The organism is Jeotgalicoccus sp. WY2 (assembly GCF_018437745.1).
Lineage (GTDB): Bacteria > Bacillota > Bacilli > Staphylococcales > Salinicoccaceae > Jeotgalicoccus > Jeotgalicoccus psychrophilus.
The window spans coordinates 939225-956857 of sequence record NZ_CP049818.1 but is presented as its reverse complement, the minus strand read 5'-3'; the positions used below and the strand labels follow the sequence as shown (position 1 = coordinate 956857).

At 41.1% G+C, this 17633-nt stretch carries 18 protein-coding genes, 2 rRNA genes and 2 pseudogenes; 21 read left to right on the top strand and 1 reads right to left on the bottom strand.

Translation table 11 applies throughout. The features are described from left to right. Positions 1 to 71: 71 nt before the first annotated feature. The 10 genes from G4D76_RS05660 (at position 72) to G4D76_RS05620 (ending at position 8000) form a co-directional block, all read left to right on the top strand. A 23S ribosomal RNA gene (locus G4D76_RS05660) occupies positions 72 to 2959 on the top strand. Between the two features lie 83 nt (positions 2960 to 3042). Next, a 5S ribosomal RNA gene (rrf, locus tag G4D76_RS05655) occupies positions 3043 to 3157 on the top strand. Positions 3158 to 3266: 109 nt separating this feature from the next. Next, a complete protein-coding gene (gene tsaE / locus G4D76_RS05650) occupies positions 3267 to 3656 on the top strand; it encodes a tRNA (adenosine(37)-N6)-threonylcarbamoyltransferase complex ATPase subunit type 1 TsaE (protein ID WP_213810794.1) in 390 nt (129 codons plus the stop codon). Positions 3657 to 3904: 248 nt separating this feature from the next. After that, positions 3905 to 4090 carry a hypothetical protein gene (locus G4D76_RS16730; protein WP_371814610.1) on the top strand — a complete coding sequence of 62 codons (186 nt, stop codon included), beginning with the start codon at positions 3905 to 3907 and terminating at the stop codon, positions 4088 to 4090. A 245-nt stretch (positions 4091 to 4335) separates the two neighbouring features. Continuing rightward, positions 4336 to 4761: a ribosomal protein S18-alanine N-acetyltransferase gene (gene rimI / locus G4D76_RS05640; RefSeq protein ID WP_051238955.1), complete on the top strand. Its 426-nt coding sequence runs from the start codon at positions 4336 to 4338 to the stop codon at positions 4759 to 4761. Continuing rightward, positions 4754 to 5818: a tRNA (adenosine(37)-N6)-threonylcarbamoyltransferase complex transferase subunit TsaD gene (gene tsaD / locus G4D76_RS05635; protein ID WP_213810793.1), complete on the top strand. Its 1065-nt coding sequence runs from the start codon at positions 4754 to 4756 to the stop codon at positions 5816 to 5818. Before rimI ends, tsaD begins: the two co-directional genes overlap by 8 nt. 226 nt (positions 5819 to 6044) lie before the next feature. Then, on the top strand, positions 6045 to 6689 hold the full coding sequence (locus tag G4D76_RS14765) for an ATP-binding cassette domain-containing protein (RefSeq protein WP_250130217.1): 645 nt from the start codon (positions 6045 to 6047) through the stop codon (positions 6687 to 6689). Positions 6690 to 6714: 25 nt separating this feature from the next. Beyond that, positions 6715 to 7497, top strand: coding sequence for an ATP-binding cassette domain-containing protein (locus G4D76_RS14760; RefSeq protein WP_250130216.1), 783 nt, complete (start codon positions 6715 to 6717; stop codon positions 7495 to 7497). Positions 7498 to 7563: 66 nt separating this feature from the next. Beyond that, entirely contained in the window at positions 7564 to 7842 is a 279-nt protein-coding gene (locus G4D76_RS05625) for a VOC family protein (protein ID WP_213810792.1), read from the top strand. Then, entirely contained in the window at positions 7785 to 8000 is a 216-nt protein-coding gene (locus tag G4D76_RS05620; RefSeq protein ID WP_213810791.1) for a VOC family protein, read from the top strand. The genes G4D76_RS05625 and G4D76_RS05620 overlap by 58 nt, the downstream gene beginning before the upstream one ends. 334 nt (positions 8001 to 8334) lie before the next feature. Here the strand turns inward: G4D76_RS05620 and G4D76_RS05615 are convergent. Further along, positions 8335 to 10250: pseudogene (locus G4D76_RS05615) on the bottom strand (ABC-F family ATP-binding cassette domain-containing protein). A gap of 126 nt (positions 10251 to 10376) precedes the next feature. On the opposite strand from G4D76_RS05615, the gene G4D76_RS05610 reads away from it, so the two are divergent. The 11 genes and pseudogenes from G4D76_RS05610 (at position 10377) to G4D76_RS05560 (ending at position 17480) form a co-directional block, all read left to right on the top strand. Beyond that, positions 10377 to 11009 carry a redox-sensing transcriptional repressor Rex gene (locus G4D76_RS05610; protein ID WP_026858549.1) on the top strand — a complete coding sequence of 211 codons (633 nt, stop codon included), beginning with the start codon at positions 10377 to 10379 and terminating at the stop codon, positions 11007 to 11009. Positions 11010 to 11050: 41 nt separating this feature from the next. Further along, positions 11051 to 11281 (top strand): twin-arginine translocase TatA/TatE family subunit, encoded by a 231-nt coding sequence (locus G4D76_RS05605; protein WP_051238956.1) that lies wholly within the window; start codon positions 11051 to 11053, stop codon positions 11279 to 11281. A gap of 80 nt (positions 11282 to 11361) precedes the next feature. Then, a pseudogene (gene tatC, locus G4D76_RS05600) lies at positions 11362 to 12075 on the top strand (twin-arginine translocase subunit TatC); the annotation flags it as partial. A gap of 24 nt (positions 12076 to 12099) precedes the next feature. Beyond that, entirely contained in the window at positions 12100 to 13266 is a 1167-nt protein-coding gene (locus tag G4D76_RS05595) for a glycoside hydrolase family 32 protein (RefSeq protein WP_213810789.1), read from the top strand. After that, positions 13223 to 13558 carry a GH32 C-terminal domain-containing protein gene (locus G4D76_RS05590; protein WP_213810788.1) on the top strand — a complete coding sequence of 112 codons (336 nt, stop codon included), beginning with the start codon at positions 13223 to 13225 and terminating at the stop codon, positions 13556 to 13558. The genes G4D76_RS05595 and G4D76_RS05590 overlap by 44 nt, the downstream gene beginning before the upstream one ends. A 140-nt stretch (positions 13559 to 13698) precedes the next feature. Next, complete coding sequence (locus G4D76_RS05585) at positions 13699 to 14535, top strand: MurR/RpiR family transcriptional regulator (RefSeq protein WP_026858553.1); 837 nt, start codon at positions 13699 to 13701, stop codon at positions 14533 to 14535. A gap of 154 nt (positions 14536 to 14689) precedes the next feature. After that, entirely contained in the window at positions 14690 to 15559 is an 870-nt protein-coding gene (locus tag G4D76_RS05580) for a hypothetical protein (protein ID WP_213810787.1), read from the top strand. Between the two features lie 28 nt (positions 15560 to 15587). Continuing rightward, positions 15588 to 15827 carry an LPXTG cell wall anchor domain-containing protein gene (locus G4D76_RS05575; protein ID WP_213810786.1) on the top strand — a complete coding sequence of 80 codons (240 nt, stop codon included), beginning with the start codon at positions 15588 to 15590 and terminating at the stop codon, positions 15825 to 15827. Positions 15828 to 16132: 305 nt separating this feature from the next. Further along, positions 16133 to 16483: a hypothetical protein gene (locus G4D76_RS05570; protein WP_213810785.1), complete on the top strand. Its 351-nt coding sequence runs from the start codon at positions 16133 to 16135 to the stop codon at positions 16481 to 16483. A gap of 18 nt (positions 16484 to 16501) precedes the next feature. Beyond that, positions 16502 to 17194: a hypothetical protein gene (locus G4D76_RS05565; protein ID WP_213810784.1), complete on the top strand. Its 693-nt coding sequence runs from the start codon at positions 16502 to 16504 to the stop codon at positions 17192 to 17194. 112 nt (positions 17195 to 17306) lie between these two features. Continuing rightward, positions 17307 to 17480 carry a hypothetical protein gene (locus G4D76_RS05560; protein ID WP_213810783.1) on the top strand — a complete coding sequence of 58 codons (174 nt, stop codon included), beginning with the start codon at positions 17307 to 17309 and terminating at the stop codon, positions 17478 to 17480. The last annotated feature ends 153 nt before the right edge of the window (positions 17481 to 17633 follow it).

Below are 17633 nucleotides of genomic sequence, written 5' to 3'. Positions count from 1 at the left end.
AATCGAGCAAGAAGAATTGAAAACGAGAACGCAAACGTATCTATAAGATACACTCACACAAATTTCATTACGATTAAGTAGTGAAGGGCGCATGGCGGATGCCTAGGTAGCAAGAGCCGATGAAGGACGGAACAAACACCGATATGCTTCGGGGAGCTGTAAGTAAGCTTTGAACCGGAGATTTCCGAATGGGGAAACCCAATACCGCGAGGTATTACCACAGTGTGAATACATAGCACTGTTGGAGGACACCTGGAGAACTGAAACATCTTAGTATCCAGAGGAAGAGAAAGAAAAATCGATTCCCTAAGTAGCGGCGAGCGAACGGGGAAGAGCCCAAACCAGCTTCGGCTGGGGTTGTAGGACGTTCACAACGGATTTAAAGACTTAGACGAATGGTCTGGGAAGGCCAACCGCAGGGGGTAAGAGTCCCGTAGTTAAAAAGTCGATAAATTTAGAACGTATCCTGAGTACGGCGGAACACGAGGAATTCCGTCGGAATCCGGGAGGACCATCTCCCAAGGCTAAATACTCCTTGCTAACCGATAGTGAACCAGTACCGTGAGGGAAAGGTGAAAAGCACCCCGGAAGGGGAGTGAAATAGATCCTGAAACCATGCGCTTACAAGTAGTCAGAGCCCGTTAATGGGTGATGGCGTGCCTTTTGTAGAATGAACCGGCGAGTTACGAATATATGCAAGGTTAAGCAGATGATGTGGAGCCGCAGCGAAAGCGAGTCTGAATAGGGCGAATGAGTATTGTTTGTAGACGCGAAACCAGGTGATCTACCCATGACCAGGCTGAAGTTCAGGTAACACTGAATGGAGGGCCGAACCGACTTACGTTGAAAAGTGACCGGATGAGTTGTGGGTAGGGGTGAAATTCCAATCGAACCTGGAGATAGCTCGTTCTCTCCGAAATATATTTAGGTATAGCCTCATATTAGCATCGTGGAGGTAGAGCACTGTTTGGATGAGGGGCCCATCCCGGGTTACCGAGTTCAGACAAACTCCGAATGCCACAGATGTGATGTATGGGAGTCAGACAGTGGGTGATAAGGTCCATTGTCGAGAGGGAAACAGCCCAGACCACCAGTTAAGGTCCCCAAATATATGTTAAGTGGAAAAGGATGTGGCGTTGCACAGACAACTAGGATGTTGGCTTAGAAGCAGCCATCATTTAAAGAGTGCGTAATAGCTCACTAGTCAAGTGACGCTGCGCCGAAAATGTACCGGGGCTAAACATATTACCGAAACTGTGGATTAAAATTTATTTTAATGGTAGGAGAGCGTTCTAAGTGCGGCGAAGCATGATCGTAAGGACATGTGGAGCGCTTAGAAGTGAGAATGCCGGTGTGAGTAGCGAAAGACGGGTGAGAATCCCGTCCACCGAACGACTAAGGTTTCCAGAGGTAGGCTCGTCCGCTCTGGGTAAGTCGGGACCTAAGCCGAGGCGATAAGCGTAGGCGATGGACAACAGGTAGAAATTCCTGTACCAGTAAGATTGCATTTGAGTGATGGAGTGACGCAGAAGGAAAAGATGAGCGCGCGGAAGGAAGAGCGCGTCCAAGCCATAAGGCTGCATGTTAGGCAAATCCGGCATGCATTAAGGCTAAGTGGTGATGGGGAGCCGAAAATAGTAGGCGAAGCATATGGACTCACACTGCCAAGAAAAGCTTCTAGCAAGTAATCATACTGCCCGTACCGTAAACCGACACAGGTAGTTGGGAAGAGAATTCTAAGGTGAGCGAGCGAACTCTCGTTAAGGAACTCGGCAAAATGACCCCGTAACTTCGGGAGAAGGGGTGCTTATAGCAATATAAGCCGCAGTGAATAGGCCCAAGCGACTGTTTACCAAAAACACAGGTCTCTGCCAAACCGAAAGGTGAAGTATAGGGGCTGACGCCTGCCCGGTGCTGGAAGGTTAAGAGGAGTGCTTAGCGCAAGCGAAGGTACGAATTGAAGCCCCAGTAAACGGCGGCCGTAACTATAACGGTCCTAAGGTAGCGAAATTCCTTGTCAGGTAAGTTCTGACCCGCACGAAAGGCGTAACGATTTGGGCACTGTCTCAACGAGAGGCTCGGTGAAATCATAGTACCTGTGAAGATGCAGGTTACCCGCGACAGGACGGAAAGACCCCGTGGAGCTTTACTGTAATTTGATATTGAATCTTGACTCCACCTGTACAGGATAGGTGGGAGCCGATGAAGCATGGACGTTAGTCTATGTGGAGGCAATGGTGGGATACCACCCTGGTGTGGTTGAGATTCTAACCCGCAGCCGTGATCCGGCTGGGAGACAGTGTCAGATGGACAGTTTGACTGGGGCGGTCGCCTCCTAAAGAGTAACGGAGGCGCTCAAAGGTACCCTCAGAATGGTTGGAAATCATTCACAGAGTGTAAAGGCATAAGGGTGCTTGACTGCGAGACCTACAAGTCGAGCAGGGTCGAAAGACGGACTTAGTGATCCGGTGGTTCCGCATGGAAGGGCCATCGCTCAACGGATAAAAGCTACCCCGGGGATAACAGGCTTATCTCCCCCAAGAGTTCACATCGACGGGGAGGTTTGGCACCTCGATGTCGGCTCATCGCATCCTGGGGCTGTAGTCGGTCCCAAGGGTTGGGCTGTTCGCCCATTAAAGCGGTACGCGAGCTGGGTTCAGAACGTCGTGAGACAGTTCGGTCCCTATCCGTCGTGGGCGTAGGAAATTTGAGAGGCGCTGTCCTTAGTACGAGAGGACCGGGATGGACATACCACTGGTGTACCAGTTGTCGTGCCAACGGCATAGCTGGGTAGCTACGTATGGACGGGATAAATGCTGAAAGCATCTAAGCATGAAGCCCCCCTCAAGATGAGATTTCCCCAATAGATGCCTCAGAGACTATGAGGTTGATAGGTTTGGCGTGTAAGTGTGGCAACACATTCAGCGGACAAATACTAATCCATCGATGACTTATTCAAAAGTAAGACCAGAAATTAAAAGAGTGCGTTCACTCTTCTCGATACTTCTATCCGGTTTTGAATGTATATACATTCACTAATAGTCTGGCGGCGATGGCGGAGAGGCCACACCTGTTCCCATGTCGAACACAGCAGTTAAGCTCTCCAGCGCCGATGGTAGTTGGACTGACGTCCCGCAAGAGTAGGACGCTGCCAGGCGATTACATAAGATTTACAAAATGGATGCGATGAGCCGCATTGAGACCTTTCGAGGTCTCTTTTTTTGTATTAAATAGATTAATATATTATTTATTAGAGGAGTATCATCATGCATACTTTAAAATTTAATTCATTGGCAGATACTGAACGGCTTGCTAAGCTATTATCCGGTGAAATTTCCGGAGGTACTGTTATCCTGCTGTCAGGAGATCTAGGCAGCGGCAAGACGACATTTTCACAGTTTTTAGGTAAGTATTTAGGTGTGAAAAGACATATGACATCACCGACATTTAATATTATAAAATCATATAACGCGGATGTTAAGCTTCATCATATGGACTGTTACCGCCTGGAAGATTCAGAAGAAGACTTAGGCTTCGATGAATATTTTAACGATACTGATATTGCGCTTGTAGAATGGCCGCAATTCATAGCTGAATTTTTACCTGAAGCAATCAAGATTAATATTCAGTACGAAATGAAAACGAGCGTCTTGTGACTATTGAAGCTACAGGAGATAATAATTAAAATTGCGGAGGATGTCTATGATAAGTTTACTCTGCTTGATACAAGCAATCAGGCACTGTCGGTTGCGGTAAACCGCAATAGTAAAATGGCTGCAGAAATCAACGAATTAAACCCACTCTGAAACGCTGGTGGATACATTCAAAAGTCCTCTCAATTGCAGATAAGAAATCTGAGATAGATAGAATAATTGTCGCAAGAGGCCCAGGTTCATATACAGGAGTGAGAATAGGCATTACAGTTGCCAAGATGCTCGCAAAACAGCTTAATGTTCCTGTATATTCAGTATCATCATTATTTGTACTTGCTGTATCGAATCATGTTTACAGGAAATACTGTGCCGCTTATCGATGCGAAAAGCGCATGTTTACGGTGCATTGTACAATATCGAAGAAGATGATATACTGAAGTTATTGCACCATCATACGTTGAATTTAAGGCTTTATCAGCTGATGTTGATGAGGCTGTGTATTTACTGAACAGCCAGGAAAAATTACAATTGATATTGTTGAGTATACTCATGTACACCTAGAATTTCAGAGGTAGAACTTATGAAAAAGCATTAAACTTGAAGATGCTGATCAGCTTGTACCTGATTATCTGCGCATCTCGGAGGCGGAAAGAAATTGGCAGGACAACCAGTAATTAGAGCAATGAAAGTTGAAGATTTAAACGCTGTATACGATATAGAAGTCGAAGCGTTTAAAAACTCAACGTGGACGATGGAAGCTTACACGAGAGAACTTGTAATGAATAAATTCGCTCACTATTTTGTAATGGAACTAGAGGGTGAGATTGTTGGTTATACAGGAATATGGCTGGTTGTGGACCAGTGTCAGATTACCACGGTTGCTGTTGCTAAGAAAGTGCGGGGTAAAGGATACAGTCATCTGCTTATCGAGCATATTAAAGAATATGTAAAGCCGCAGGCGGACGTTGTCTCACTGGAAGTGCGGGTCGATAATACACCGGCTATGAGACTGTATGAACGAAATGGCTTTAAATACGGCGGTGTACGTAAAAACTATTACGGAGAAGGACTTGATGCACACGTGATGTGGGTGAATCTTAATGAGTAAAGATATTAAAATACTGGCGATAGAAACGAGCTGCGACGAGACTGCAGCCAGCGTTATTCAAAATGGGAATGAGATTTTATCGAATGTAGTAGTTAGCCAGATAGACAGCCATAAACGATTTGGCGGCGTTGTGCCGGAAGTTGCATCACGTCATCATGTAGAAGCAATTACACACGTTATAGATCAGGCACTAGAGGATGCAGAGCTTGAGCCTTCAGACTTAACGGCAGTTGCTGTGACTGAAGGGCCCGGACTTATAGGGGCACTGTTAATCGGTATTAATGCAGCGAAAACATTTGCTTATGTGCACGACCTGCCGTTAGTACCGGTACATCATATTGCCGGGCATATTTACGCGGCACAGCTTGAAAAGCCGCTCGTATTCCCCCTTATAGCACTCGTTGTGTCAGGCGGGCATACAGAGCTTATATATATGAAGGATCATATGTCATTTGAAATTATCGGTGAGACGAGAGACGATGCTGTCGGAGAAGCTTTCGATAAAGTGGCGAGAGTAATAGACCTGCCTTATCCCGGCGGCCCGCATATCGATAAGCTCGCACAGAGCGGAGAAGATACCTTTAATTTTCCGAGAGGATTAATGAAAGAAGAGACGTTTGATTTCAGTTTCTCAGGCTTAAAATCTGCGGTGATTAATAAACTTCATAACTATAATCAAAAAGGTATTGAAGTGAATAAGAACGATGTGGCAGCGAGCTTCCAGGCAAGTGTCACTGACGTACTGACAGCGAAAACATTCGCAGCATTGAAAGAATATGATGTTGAAAACCTGATCATTGCAGGCGGTGTTGCAGGCAACAGCGAAATACGCAGCAGATTTTCATCGATGTGTATTGATAAAAATATTAATCTGCAAATTCCAAAATTGAAATTCTGTACAGATAATGCTGCAATGATTGGTGCTGCAGCATATCATTTATATAACAAAGACCATTTAGCAGACTTAACACTTAATGGACGGAATTTTATCGATATAGAGAGAATATGCGTTTTAGAATATGAAAAGAGTATATTTTCACTATCGGATATGGTATAATATGGATAAATAATTTAAGGAGGGGCATGACATGATACCGCGTATATGGAACACACTTTTGAATCAATAATTTAAAAAAATTTCAAAAGTCTTGTTCAAACTATATTTATACACGGGAGTAGTATGTCCTTTTTTAAAGTGGAAATATAAGTTTGAGACAGCAAAATGCTGTCTCTTTTTTTGTATAAAAATATAGTTTGCAAGCTCACAAGGAGTGCAAATTATAATGAATGAATTAAGTATAAAGCTGAGTAACATATCAGTAAGTTTCGGTAACAAAGATATTTTTGATATTGAAAACATGTCGGCATATATGAATGACCGTATTGCTGTTGTAGGACGAAACGGTATAGGCAAATCTACTCTGTTAAAAATAATTGCCGGTGAGTTTAAAGAATTTACAGGTGAAGTTCAGAGAGAAACCGAATTTAATTATTTAAGCCAGATTGGAGAGCTCAATCGAAATATCGATGAGACGCTGGATTTTGAAATGCTGAGCCGGATGAATGTACCGGATAATGCAAAATTAAGCGGCGGAGAAGAAACTAAATTCAGACTGGTGCAGACATTGTCAGACTATAAGACGGGTCTTCTGCTGGATGAACCGACAACACATCTCGATCAGGAAAGTATTGAGTATTTAATCAGCGAATTGGAATATTATTACGGGACACTAATTTTTGTCAGTCATGACAGGCATTTTATTAACAGTCTTGCGACTAAAATCTGGGAAGTCTCGGATGGAACAGTGACTGAGTATACAGGGAACTATACAGAATATGAAGAAATAAAGAATAAAGAAAAGCTGGAACAGGAACGTGAGCATGAGAATGTGAACAAAGAAAGAACGGCTGAATTCTGCTATAAATAAACAGAAAGCCAAAGCAGAAAAAATGATGTCAGGCAGTAAAAGTAAGGGGCAGGATATTAAGCCAGACCGGCTGTCGAGTTCCAAGCAGAAAGATACTGTACAAAAACAGGCGTTTAAAACTGCTAAAGCAATGGAAAGCCGTATGGAGCAGCTGAAAGAAACAATACTGCCGGAACATCAGGCTGAATTAGAATTTCCACTCACAAAAGCGATGATACTGCATAATAAATTCCCAATAATGGGACAGGATATAACGGTTAAAAGAGGCAGTAAAATTTTGGATAATGTAAGCTTTCAATTTCCGCTTGGACAGACGATAGCGGTGACAGGAAATAATGGCACGGGGAAATCAAGCCTCCTTCAAGATATAGTAAATGGAGAAAATTACTTTGATATTTCACCGAAGGTTACGATAGAACAGTATAAGCAAATGGATTATAAGCTTTTTGGAGATGAATCGGCAGTTAAATTTTTAATGCGCCATACCGAGCTCGAGGAGCCTGTTGTCAGAAGTATGCTCGTGAGTTTAGGATTCAGCCCTCATGAAGTTATGAAACCTGTAAATAAATTAAGCGGCGGTGAAGCAACGAGAGTTTCTCTGGCATTGATGTTTGTGAAACCATCGAATGTGATTATTCTGGATGAACCGACAAACTTTATCGATTTAGCAACGATTGAAGCGCTTGAAAAATTTATAAAAGCATACAAGGGAACGATTATTTTAACGTCGCATGACCAATATTTTGTAGAGCGTACAGCAAATCAGATATATAGGATTGAAAATCAAAAGTTACAGCGGATAAAATAATTTTAATTTATTGTTATCCGGGTGTATAATGTAAATGAATTTAATCTGCAGAACAGAGGTGGAATTATGATTAAAGCAATTCAGTACTTTAACTATTCCAATGCACTCGAAGCGCTCGAATTTTACGAGAAAAATTTTGATGCTGTAATTAACTCCAGAGTACTTGCTTCTGATCCAATGTTCGCTGATGCACTCGATGAGATGGGCATGTCACAAGAAGACGCAGAGACTTTTCTTATGAACGCTGAGTTTGAAGTGCTCGGACAGAAGTTTATGGCGAGTTCTACGTGGGAACAAAAGAGATTGATAACACTGGTGCAATTCTTGCCTTTACGTTCGATATAAATAATAGTGATGAGCTGCAGCAGGTAAAACAATTTTACGAGAAAGCAATTGAAGCAGGCTGCAGAGCAGACATGGTAGCAGGTCCAACAGAGTGGACTGAATACTTCGCGAGTTTTAAAGATCCCTATGGAATTAACTGGATGATCAGCGGAGAATAAATTAAAAACAGGCACTGATCTTAAAATCAAGATTCAGTGCCTGTTTTTTATTTAAATATGATTATTAATTCGAACGTACATTCACTTAATAATACGTTTGACACAGTGTTTGTTCTGTCAAGACGGAACGTACGTTTTGTCCACAGTTTGTGGATAGAATGTGGATAACTTATCCAGAACTGTGCACTAATCTGTGGATAAGCGTGTTGATAACTATGAATTCTGTGGATAAACGATGTGGAATGCACTAATAACAGCATTCCTCCTGTGCATAACTTTTTAAGAGAAATTTTACTGTTTCATCGAACATACAGTAAAATTTCTGTAAAAATCTTTAAAGTTCAGCGAGCAGTTCCTCAGCTTCTGACCATTCGGTCATCAGTTCTTCAAGTTTCTGATTAATTTCCTGCAGCCTGTCATTTAATTCCTGTGCTTTCTCGTAGTCATTAAATACTTCAGGTGCAACCAGTTTATCTTCTATCATCGTCAGTTCAGTTTCCAGCGTCTGTATTTCCTGCTCAAGCTTTTCACTTTGTTTTTTAACACGCTTTAATTCATTGCGTTTTTGTTTCTGGGCCTCATAATCAGAGACGTTTTCTTTTTCTCTGCTGCTGTTTCAACAGGTACTTCCATAAATTCAGCTTCTTTTTTCTTATGCAGGAAGTAGCTGTAGTCGCCGTCGACCATCATTACCTTATGCGGTTCTATTTCCATGACACGGGTCGCAATTTTATCAATGAAGTAACGATCGTGAGAGACCACGATAATCGTTCCCGGGAAGTTTTCGAGTGCGGTTTCCAGCACTTCCTTACTGTCGATGTCCAAATGGTTTGTCGGTTCATCGAGGATAAGCAGATTATTTTCTTCCAGCATCAGTTTAGCCAGCTGTATTCTTGCTTTTTCCCCGCCGCTTAATGAGTTGACCTGCTTCATTACTTCATCTTGAGTAAATAAGAAGCGGCCGAGTATTTTTCTAATGTCGCTTTCTTTCATCTGCGGATATTCTTTCCAGAGTTCTTCGAGAACATTATTCTGAGAAGTGAACTCGGCTTGTTTCTGATCGTAGTAGCCGATAGTCACATTTGTACCGTACTGAATATTGCCGGACAGTGCCGGAATAATTTTTGCGATTGTTTTAGCAAGCGTCGATTTACCGATACCGTTCGGTCCTAAAACAGCGAGACGTTCTCCTTTATCTACATTAAAAGATAAATCGCTCCGGAGTACAGTTTCATCGTAGCCGATTGATAATTCTTTTAAGCGGAGCACATCATTGCCGCTTTCACGTTTAATCGTGAAGTGGAAGTCTGCACTCGAACGGTCGATGAACGGTTTATCCATGCGGTCCATCATTTCAAGTTTCTTGCGGCGGTCCTTAGCCATGCCTGAAGTTGATGCACGGGTAATATTTTTATCGATAAAAGTCTCTAAGCGTTTAACTTCGCCCTGTTCACGCTCATACTGCTTCATTCTGAGACGGTGTGTTTTCTCTTTTTCTTTAACGTAATTTGTATAGTTTGTATGATAGAGCGTTCCACGGTGTAACTCGATTTCATAAATTTTATCGACGGTGCGGTCCAAAAAGTAACGGTCGTGACTAATAATAACCACTGCCCCGTGATAGCTCTTCAAATATTGTTCCAGCCATTCAACAGTTGCCATATCCAAATGGTTGGTAGGCTCATCGAGCAGCAGCAGATCCGGCTTCGTCAAGAGCATCTTGCCGAGAGCGAGACGTGTTTTCTGACCGCCTGAAAACTCTTCAACTTTACGTTCCAGGTCAGCTTCTGTAAACTGCAGCCCCGTCAGTACACTCTTAATTTGGGCATCGATTGTATAGCCGTCACTGTGTTCATATCTGAGTTGTATATTTTCATACCTTTTAAGTTTTTCAGTATAGTCCGGATGTGTATGTTCATGTTCAGCCAGCCATTCAGCTATTTCTGCCATATCAGTATTCATTTTAAGAATATCAGAGAAGGGCTTCTGAAGTTCATCTCTGACAGTTTCTTCAGACTCCAGCGTCATCTGCTGAGCAAGATATCCGAGTGAAACATTTTTAGGCATGCTGATTGTGCCGCTGTCGTATGTCAGTTCATCAGCCATGACTTTCATTAAAGTACTTTTGCCTGCACCGTTTTTACCGACGATACCAAGCGTTTCCCCTGACTTCACTTCGAGATCAAGGTTTTCAAAGATTGTATTCGTACCGTATGACTTTGAGACATTTCCCAATTGTAAAAGTATCATTATTGCCTACCTCATTTCACTCTTTAGTTTACACGAAAAAACGACATATTTCGACCAGAGAAACCGGTGGCAGCCGCTATATATTATGTTATAATTGAGCGACTAGAAATATAGAGGTGAAAGGGAATGTCTAACAAGAAAAAAATCCCTAATGCAACTATGAAACGTCTACCGCTTTATTATCGTTACTTCAAACAAGAAGAGAATAATGGTAATGATAGAGTTTCCTCGAAAGAAATTAGTGAAGCATTAGACATTGACTCAGCGACTATTCGCAGGGACTTTTCTTATTTTGGAGAATTAGGCAGAAAAGGTTATGGCTATAACGTCAGCAGCCTGCTTAAGTTCTTTCTGGAACACATCCAGGGGAGTAATGTAAAAAATGTAATACTTCTTGGTGCAGGTAATCTTGGCAGTGCGTTATTGAACTACAAATTTGCAAACATTCATGATAAAATGAATGTAGTTGGCGCTTTTGACAGCAATCAATCACTTGTAGGAAATGAGATTAATGGTATTAGTATTTTTCATACAGATGATTTAGAGGCAATCATACAGCAGGAGAACGTTGAAGTTGCAATTATGACTGTGCCGATGGAAGCTGGACAAGAGTCCGCAGAACGTTTAGAACAAGCAGGGATTAAAGGCATTCTTAACTTTACACCTATCCGGCTGAGCACTGGTCCTGATGTGACTGTACACAGTATTGACTTAGGCGTAGAGCTGCAGGCACTATTTTTCCAGATGAAAAATAAATAGGAGGGGTATTCATGATAGAAGTTCTTTTACCAAATACATTAATGGCGGTTACTCCAGTAAGTTTAATCGTTATTGCAGTAGTAGCGCTTATCATTTTCGGACCTAAGAAACTTCCGCAGTTCGGTAAAGCAGTCGGTTCTACACTGAAAGAATTTAAAGACGCTACTAAAGGTCTGGCTGATGACGATGATGATGACGACGACAGAGTCAGCAGAAAATCAGACAGCGAAGCTAAAAAAGAAGAACCTAAAAAAATTGAATCAGAAGCATAAATTAGAGGGTGGCGAAAGCCGCCTTTTTTTAAAGAGGTGATTTAAATGGCCGATGAGGAAGAGAGTTTACCGAGCATTTTGAAGAGCTGAGAAAACGTTTATTAACGGTAATGTACTTCTTTGCTGCCGCATTATTTGCCGGTTTTTATTTCTCAAAACCATTAATATATCAATTACAGAATGCACCATGGACAGAAAATGTTCAGATGCACGCATTCCAGGTCACAGATCCGCTTAAAATTTATTTAATTGTTATTGTGGCTATTGCCTTTATTATAATTTTACCAGTTATTATGTATCAGCTGTGGTCGTTTATCACTCCCGGGCTGTATGAGAAGGAACGAAGTATAACGCTGCTGTACATACCGGTAGTCATGATTCTAATGCTGCTTGGCATCGCATTTGGCTACTTTGTTGTTGTACCGTATATTATTAAATTTACATTTGATTTATCTGTTGAAATGGGAATTGAAACGACGATTGGTATTAACCAGTATTTCGGCTTCCTGTTCAGAACAATACTGCCGTTCGGCTTTATATTCCAAATGCCGGTGCTGACATTGTTCTTAACACAGCTGGGTATTATTACGCCGATGTTCCTGAAGAAGAACAGAAAATATGCATATTTTATTATGTTTGTGCTGGCAGCAATTATTGCTCCGCCGGATATTATGACGCACTTACTGCTGACAGTTCCGATGATTATTTTATATGAAATCAGTATTCATATTTCAAAAATTGGCTACCGCAGATATTTAAAAGCAGAACAGCAGCAGTTGGAAGATGAGCTGTAATAAAATGGGAGGTAATGAACATATATGCCAAAAAAACTTGAAGAAATTTCGCGTGCAGAGATAGACGATTTAATACAAGCAGCTGATGATTCGAAGTGGAAACAGGTATATCATGTTCAGCCGCCATTTGGATTTTTAGGTGCCCCGACGGGATTTAACTATGTAAATGGTATTTATCATTTATTTTATGAATGGTCACCGGACAGTGATTTAACAGTCACACCTGACAGTAAATACATCTATCATGCAACGTCAAGAGATCTTGTAACATTTCACAGTGAAGGCGTGAAAATTAAACCGGACTCGCTGTATGATGCTGAGAATATATTCGGTGGAAGCTTGTCTAAGGTGTTCAATGAAATCAGTTACTTTTATACAGGAGAACGTCTGAGAGGCGATGAGCTGATGACGTCCCAGCTTGGCGGTTATATGAATACCGACGGTAAAGTTCAGAAGTATGCAAGTCCGCTGATAAGAAATACGCCAGCGGAATATCTTGAGTACTTCCGTAATCCTTACGTTACTGTAACCGACAGAGAAGTCGTAATGTTCGTCGGCACGATGAACCGGGAAGAGTTCGGCAGAGTGCTCATATACCGCGGTCCGTCAGTGGAAGAATTGAGATTTGATAGTGAACTGGATACAGGCTATAAAGTCTTCGGCTACTTATGGGAACAGCCGGAGTTTTTTGATCTGGATATGGATTCAGTATTTATATTCAATGCCAGAGGACTCGATAAATTCTCTACGAATTTTTGGAACATCTACCAATCGGGTTATATGATCGGTGATTTCGAACGTCAGGGAAATTACTTCATCCACGATGACTTTTATGAATTTGACGGCGGCTTTGACTTTTACCGTCCTGCAACGACAGTAGATGAAGATGGCAACAGAGTGCTGATTGCATGGATGGCAGCAGAAGAGAGCGGCTATCCTTCAGCAGCAGACAAAACAGTTAATGCAATGACAATTCCGAGAGTGCTGACGATAGACGGAGACAGAATTAGACAAACACCTCATCCTAATTTAGAGAAGATGCGCGGTGAAGCAATTACAGCCGAAGGATATTTCAAAGAATATCCGACGAAACTGACGGCTTTTTACGGTGAAGTCTATGAACTGAATATCGATATACTGGAAAACAATGCGTCGATACTACATATATCTGCGCAAAAACACGCGTCATGAAACTAAACTCGTTTACGACAGTGACGAGCAGATTCTGACGCTGGACCGGACATTCAGCGGTGAGGAAATATTGAATGTAGACGGCCTGGTGAGGCAGATTAAGCTTGAAGAAGACCTTAGTAACATGAGAATTTACGTGGATAAATCGAGTATCGAAGTATTTATTAACGACGGAAAATATACAATGACAGCAAGAATTTTCCCAAGTGATAATGCTGAGGGACTCGAGATGGTAACGGAATTTGGAGACTGCCGTGTACAGTTAACACAGTATCCGCTCGAATTGCAATAACAGATATAAATATAGCGAAAAATTAGATAGTTTTAAAAATAGAAGTAAGAAGCTGTAACAATATATTGCGAGAAGTGATATAATTACACCATATTATTCATATCAAGTGTCAACATAACAGTAAAAAGAGGTGGTTAATTATGTTTTCTGTACTTAGTCAGATTAATAAACGGCTGGAATATATGACGCCGGTCGAACAGCGTATCGCAAAATTTATGCTGGAAAATCCAAATAAAGTTATCAATATGCCCGTCAAAGAAATTGCCAAACACTCATCGACGAGTGATGCAGCAATCGTACGATTCGCTAAAAGAATCGGACTGCAGGGGATCAAAGAATTAAAAGTGGAACTTGCAAAAGAACTGCACACGCTTGAGCAGGAAAAGATTTCACGTGTCATTGAACTTGAAGAAGATACCCATGCGGATATTTTTGATAAAGTATTTAAGAATACGATACAGGCTCTGTACAACACAGAGAAAATCGTCAATCGTAAACGTATGCAGGAAGCTGCAGAGCATATGGTTGAAGCAGATAATACATTTATATTTGGAGTCGGCGACTCGGCTAATGTCGGACATGACATGGAACAAAAATTACACCGGGTAAATATCAATGCTTTCTTTACTGCCGACAAATACTTATGTATGACACGTTTAACAAATGCGAAGCCGAATGATGTACTGTTTGTGATTACTTTATCTGGTAAAACACAGGAAGTTATTGAAATCGTCAAACTCGCTAAAAAATTAGGTGTAATGACGATTATTTTAACGCAGAACCATTCTTCGATTGCGAAAAGAAATTCGGATATTGCTATTGAAATTACTGAAGAAGAAACTAATATTCAGTATATGAATATGACAAGCCGTATTGCCCAGCTGATTATTTGTGATGTGCTGTTTTTCTATGTGTGCAAGGAACTCGGTTCAAGCGCATATGAAACGATTATTAACACATATGACATGACACACTAGTAAAATTACATAATAATACGTGAATATTAAGGTTATGTAACAACTTTGATATTGTATAGAAATACCCTCATGCATCAACTATAATAAGTTGTACATTAATGTGAAAAGTCTACTAAAATGTATAATTTATTTCAGGATGCGTGGAGGGGAAACAATGCGAAAATCAAAAGTTCGAAAAATGAAGCTAGCATCTTTACTGCTGCTGTCCACTGTACTAATCCCTAACATTGCTTATGCTGACGAAGAGATAGATGAGAGTATGGAAACCGAAGCTGTGACAGAATCGGCGGAAGTTCAGGAAGCACAAGAAACAGAGTCAGCAGAAGAAACACAGGAAACATTTAATGAAGAAGCAGCAACGGATATAAATAATAATGATATAGAAACGAATGCGGAGAACGCTGAGGAAGCGGTAGATAACAGCGGCGGCAGTAATGAAGAAACTGAGGCACCTATCCTCCAGCCTGCTGAACCTGATGAACAGACGGATCATACCGAAGCAGCCGATGCAGCAGAAAATACACCTGAAAATTCGGGAGAACAAATTGAGGGGGAAGAAGAGGCCCCTGAAGCGGAAATGCCTGAGAGCAATGAAGACGCTGAATCAGAGGATAATATCACTGCAGGACCAGGTAACAGCAACGAATCTGTTGAACAGAATAACCCGGATGAAAACACAGGAGCTTCTGAACTGCCGACAGATCCGATAGAACCTGTTGAACCAGAAGAACCGGCAGAACCGGCAGAAACTGAAACACCAGAACAGCCTGGTGCTGAAGACAGTGCAGAAGACGGTGAAAGTGAAAGTAATGACGCTGCATCAGAACAGCCGTCAGACGTAACAGAAGAGCCGGAGAGTACTGTTGAAACTGAAGAGAATGTTACACCGGAAAGTTCAGAGTCCGAAACAGAAACACTTGAAGAAGTAACAGTCTCTGAAGAAAATGCCGTTGCTGTAGGAACAGAATCGAAAAAATTATACCGTTATGACTACGGTGATTTTAGACGGTATTACTTTCAGTGAAGAAAGCCTTCAGGACGATATATCTACGTTGGATCAAAGAGTGACACGCGTAATGTCTTCTAAAATTATCGAAGAGAAAAACTTAACTGAAGCGCAGAAGCTTGAACTTGAACAGAAAGTGAAAGCAGAACAGACAAGCTCGTATGAAGGTGAAGAACTGCCGAATACAGGTGAAGCGGAATCGACTAACTATGCAGCTGCAGGGTTATTATCGATATTAGGAGCAGCATTATTATTTATGAGCAAGAAATTAAAAACAGATAATTAATAGATTTTGATATCTAATAAGAACAAAACGATTTGCAAGTTACCCTCGGTTATTTAACCGGGGGTTTTTTTAATGTTCTTTCAAATTTTTTCTTTTTTGTAAGCTAAATAGGACTAAGTACCAATACCTGTTATAAATGGTAAATGTGTCTAATTATTTACAAAGGATGATTGATTATAAAAAGTAACTAAATAACTATGGTTTTGTTTCGAAATCTAATGATATAATCTTGGTTGATTGAAAAATTGGAGGAGAAAAATGAAAAAACCATTTTTTATTTATTAACTGCAGGTTTAGCTTTTTCGATGTTAACAAATACTAATACAATTAACGCAGAAGTAGTCGACAAGAATAAATCAAATGCAACTATAGAATTCTCGGGTGGTGGACTTACACTCGATGAAGTATCTAATATAAATTTTGGGGAAACAGGTAACGTTGGAGGACTTGCTATGATCCCCACACGAAATTCCATCACAGGCGAGGTATTCCGATTACAAAAGAACTTCAGCGTACCAATGACAGAACGATACATGAAGATATTCAACAGTAAGCAGTTTGTTGTGAAGGTCGCTAGGCAGTTAGAACAGTTATATCCAGAGTACGATGTGACACTGGCGGAAACGGAAGAAAATTATATATTACGGATTAAATAAAAGGGAGATTACTTATACATGAAAAAACTATTATTATCACTCGGTGCAATTGCAATTGGATTAACACTATTTGCAGGTGGTATATTCGCATATCAATACTTAACATTCACAGGCACAGAACAGGCGGAACAAACAAATAACAACTCATCAGAAATGTTGCAGATTATCAAAGATTTAAGCGCAGATAAGATTACAGCGGAAGAAGCGGCGGAACAGTTACTTGCACAGCAGGAAGCAACGGCAGAAGAATTGGCAGCAGCACAAGCACGTGTGAAGGAATTAGAAGATATGAATCCGTCAGGACTGGCGAAAATCAACACACAACTGCGTGAAGACAAGAAACAGCTTGAAACTGACAACACACAACTGCGTGAAGACAAGAAACAGCTTGAAAATAATAACACACAACTTCATGATGAAAACGAACAGCTTAAAAATAATAACGCACAACTCGCTACAGATTTAAACGCTAAACAGAAAGAGATTAACGAAAAGAACCAGGCATACGATAATTTACAACAAGAGCGTGACGGTTTACGTGCTGAAATTGACAACTTAAACGCACAGCTTAACGAAGCAAACAACGGTAAGCAGTCGGATAAAGATGAAATCGCAAGGCTGGAAGCGGAATTGATTAAAGCAAACGAAACGATGGCAGCAGTCAATGCACAGTCAAACGCTGATGTGGAAGAAGCGAGGACTTATAAATAAGGGGTGTGTGAATAATGCTAAAAAATGACGAAGTGGACTACTGCACCAAATGTACGGTTAAACCTATTGTGAAAGAACACCTATGCGATGACTGCTACGAACCACATAACGAATGGCTGCCGCACTGAATTTATTAACAGGTAATGCAGAATCAACTGCAGGAGCAATTTATGATCCTAGCGTAACAGAAGGTATTAGTTTAGTATCTGGAGGAGATTCAGCTGCTGTGGTAACAGCTGGTGAAAACACTGGTTTAGGTACAAAATACTGCTACGTGGGCAGCTGAAGCAACTACGTTAACTGTACCAGGTTCTATAGCTACTGCTGGAGAAGCACATTCAGCTGTTATAAACTGGACTTTAGAAGATACACCGCAGTAATATGCTAAAATATATATTATTTATAGTTTTGCAATCTTAAAAAGACATCTCGGTTTTTA

What these genes read in the sequence shown, in the direction of transcription:
- tsaE (WP_213810794.1), top strand. Translation starts at nt 3,267, where the DNA reads ATGCATACTTTAAAATTTAATTCATTGGCAGATACTGAACGGCTTGCT.
- rimI (WP_051238955.1), top strand. Translation starts at nt 4,336, where the DNA reads ATGAAAGTTGAAGATTTAAACGCTGTATACGATATAGAAGTCGAAGCG.
- tsaD (WP_213810793.1), top strand. Translation starts at nt 4,754, where the DNA reads ATGAGTAAAGATATTAAAATACTGGCGATAGAAACGAGCTGCGACGAG.
- G4D76_RS14765 (WP_250130217.1), top strand. Translation starts at nt 6,045, where the DNA reads ATGAATGAATTAAGTATAAAGCTGAGTAACATATCAGTAAGTTTCGGT.
- G4D76_RS14760 (WP_250130216.1), top strand. Translation starts at nt 6,715, where the DNA reads ATGTCAGGCAGTAAAAGTAAGGGGCAGGATATTAAGCCAGACCGGCTG.
- G4D76_RS05625 (WP_213810792.1), top strand. Translation starts at nt 7,564, where the DNA reads ATGATTAAAGCAATTCAGTACTTTAACTATTCCAATGCACTCGAAGCG.
- G4D76_RS05610 (WP_026858549.1), top strand. Translation starts at nt 10,377, where the DNA reads ATGTCTAACAAGAAAAAAATCCCTAATGCAACTATGAAACGTCTACCG.
- G4D76_RS05605 (WP_051238956.1), top strand. Translation starts at nt 11,051, where the DNA reads ATGGCGGTTACTCCAGTAAGTTTAATCGTTATTGCAGTAGTAGCGCTT.
- G4D76_RS05595 (WP_213810789.1), top strand. Translation starts at nt 12,100, where the DNA reads ATGCCAAAAAAACTTGAAGAAATTTCGCGTGCAGAGATAGACGATTTA.
- G4D76_RS05590 (WP_213810788.1), top strand. Translation starts at nt 13,223, where the DNA reads ATGCGTCGATACTACATATATCTGCGCAAAAACACGCGTCATGAAACT.
- G4D76_RS05585 (WP_026858553.1), top strand. Translation starts at nt 13,699, where the DNA reads ATGTTTTCTGTACTTAGTCAGATTAATAAACGGCTGGAATATATGACG.
- G4D76_RS05580 (WP_213810787.1), top strand. Translation starts at nt 14,690, where the DNA reads ATGCGAAAATCAAAAGTTCGAAAAATGAAGCTAGCATCTTTACTGCTG.
- G4D76_RS05570 (WP_213810785.1), top strand. Translation starts at nt 16,133, where the DNA reads ATGTTAACAAATACTAATACAATTAACGCAGAAGTAGTCGACAAGAAT.
- G4D76_RS05565 (WP_213810784.1), top strand. Translation starts at nt 16,502, where the DNA reads ATGAAAAAACTATTATTATCACTCGGTGCAATTGCAATTGGATTAACA.
- G4D76_RS05560 (WP_213810783.1), top strand. Translation starts at nt 17,307, where the DNA reads ATGGCTGCCGCACTGAATTTATTAACAGGTAATGCAGAATCAACTGCA.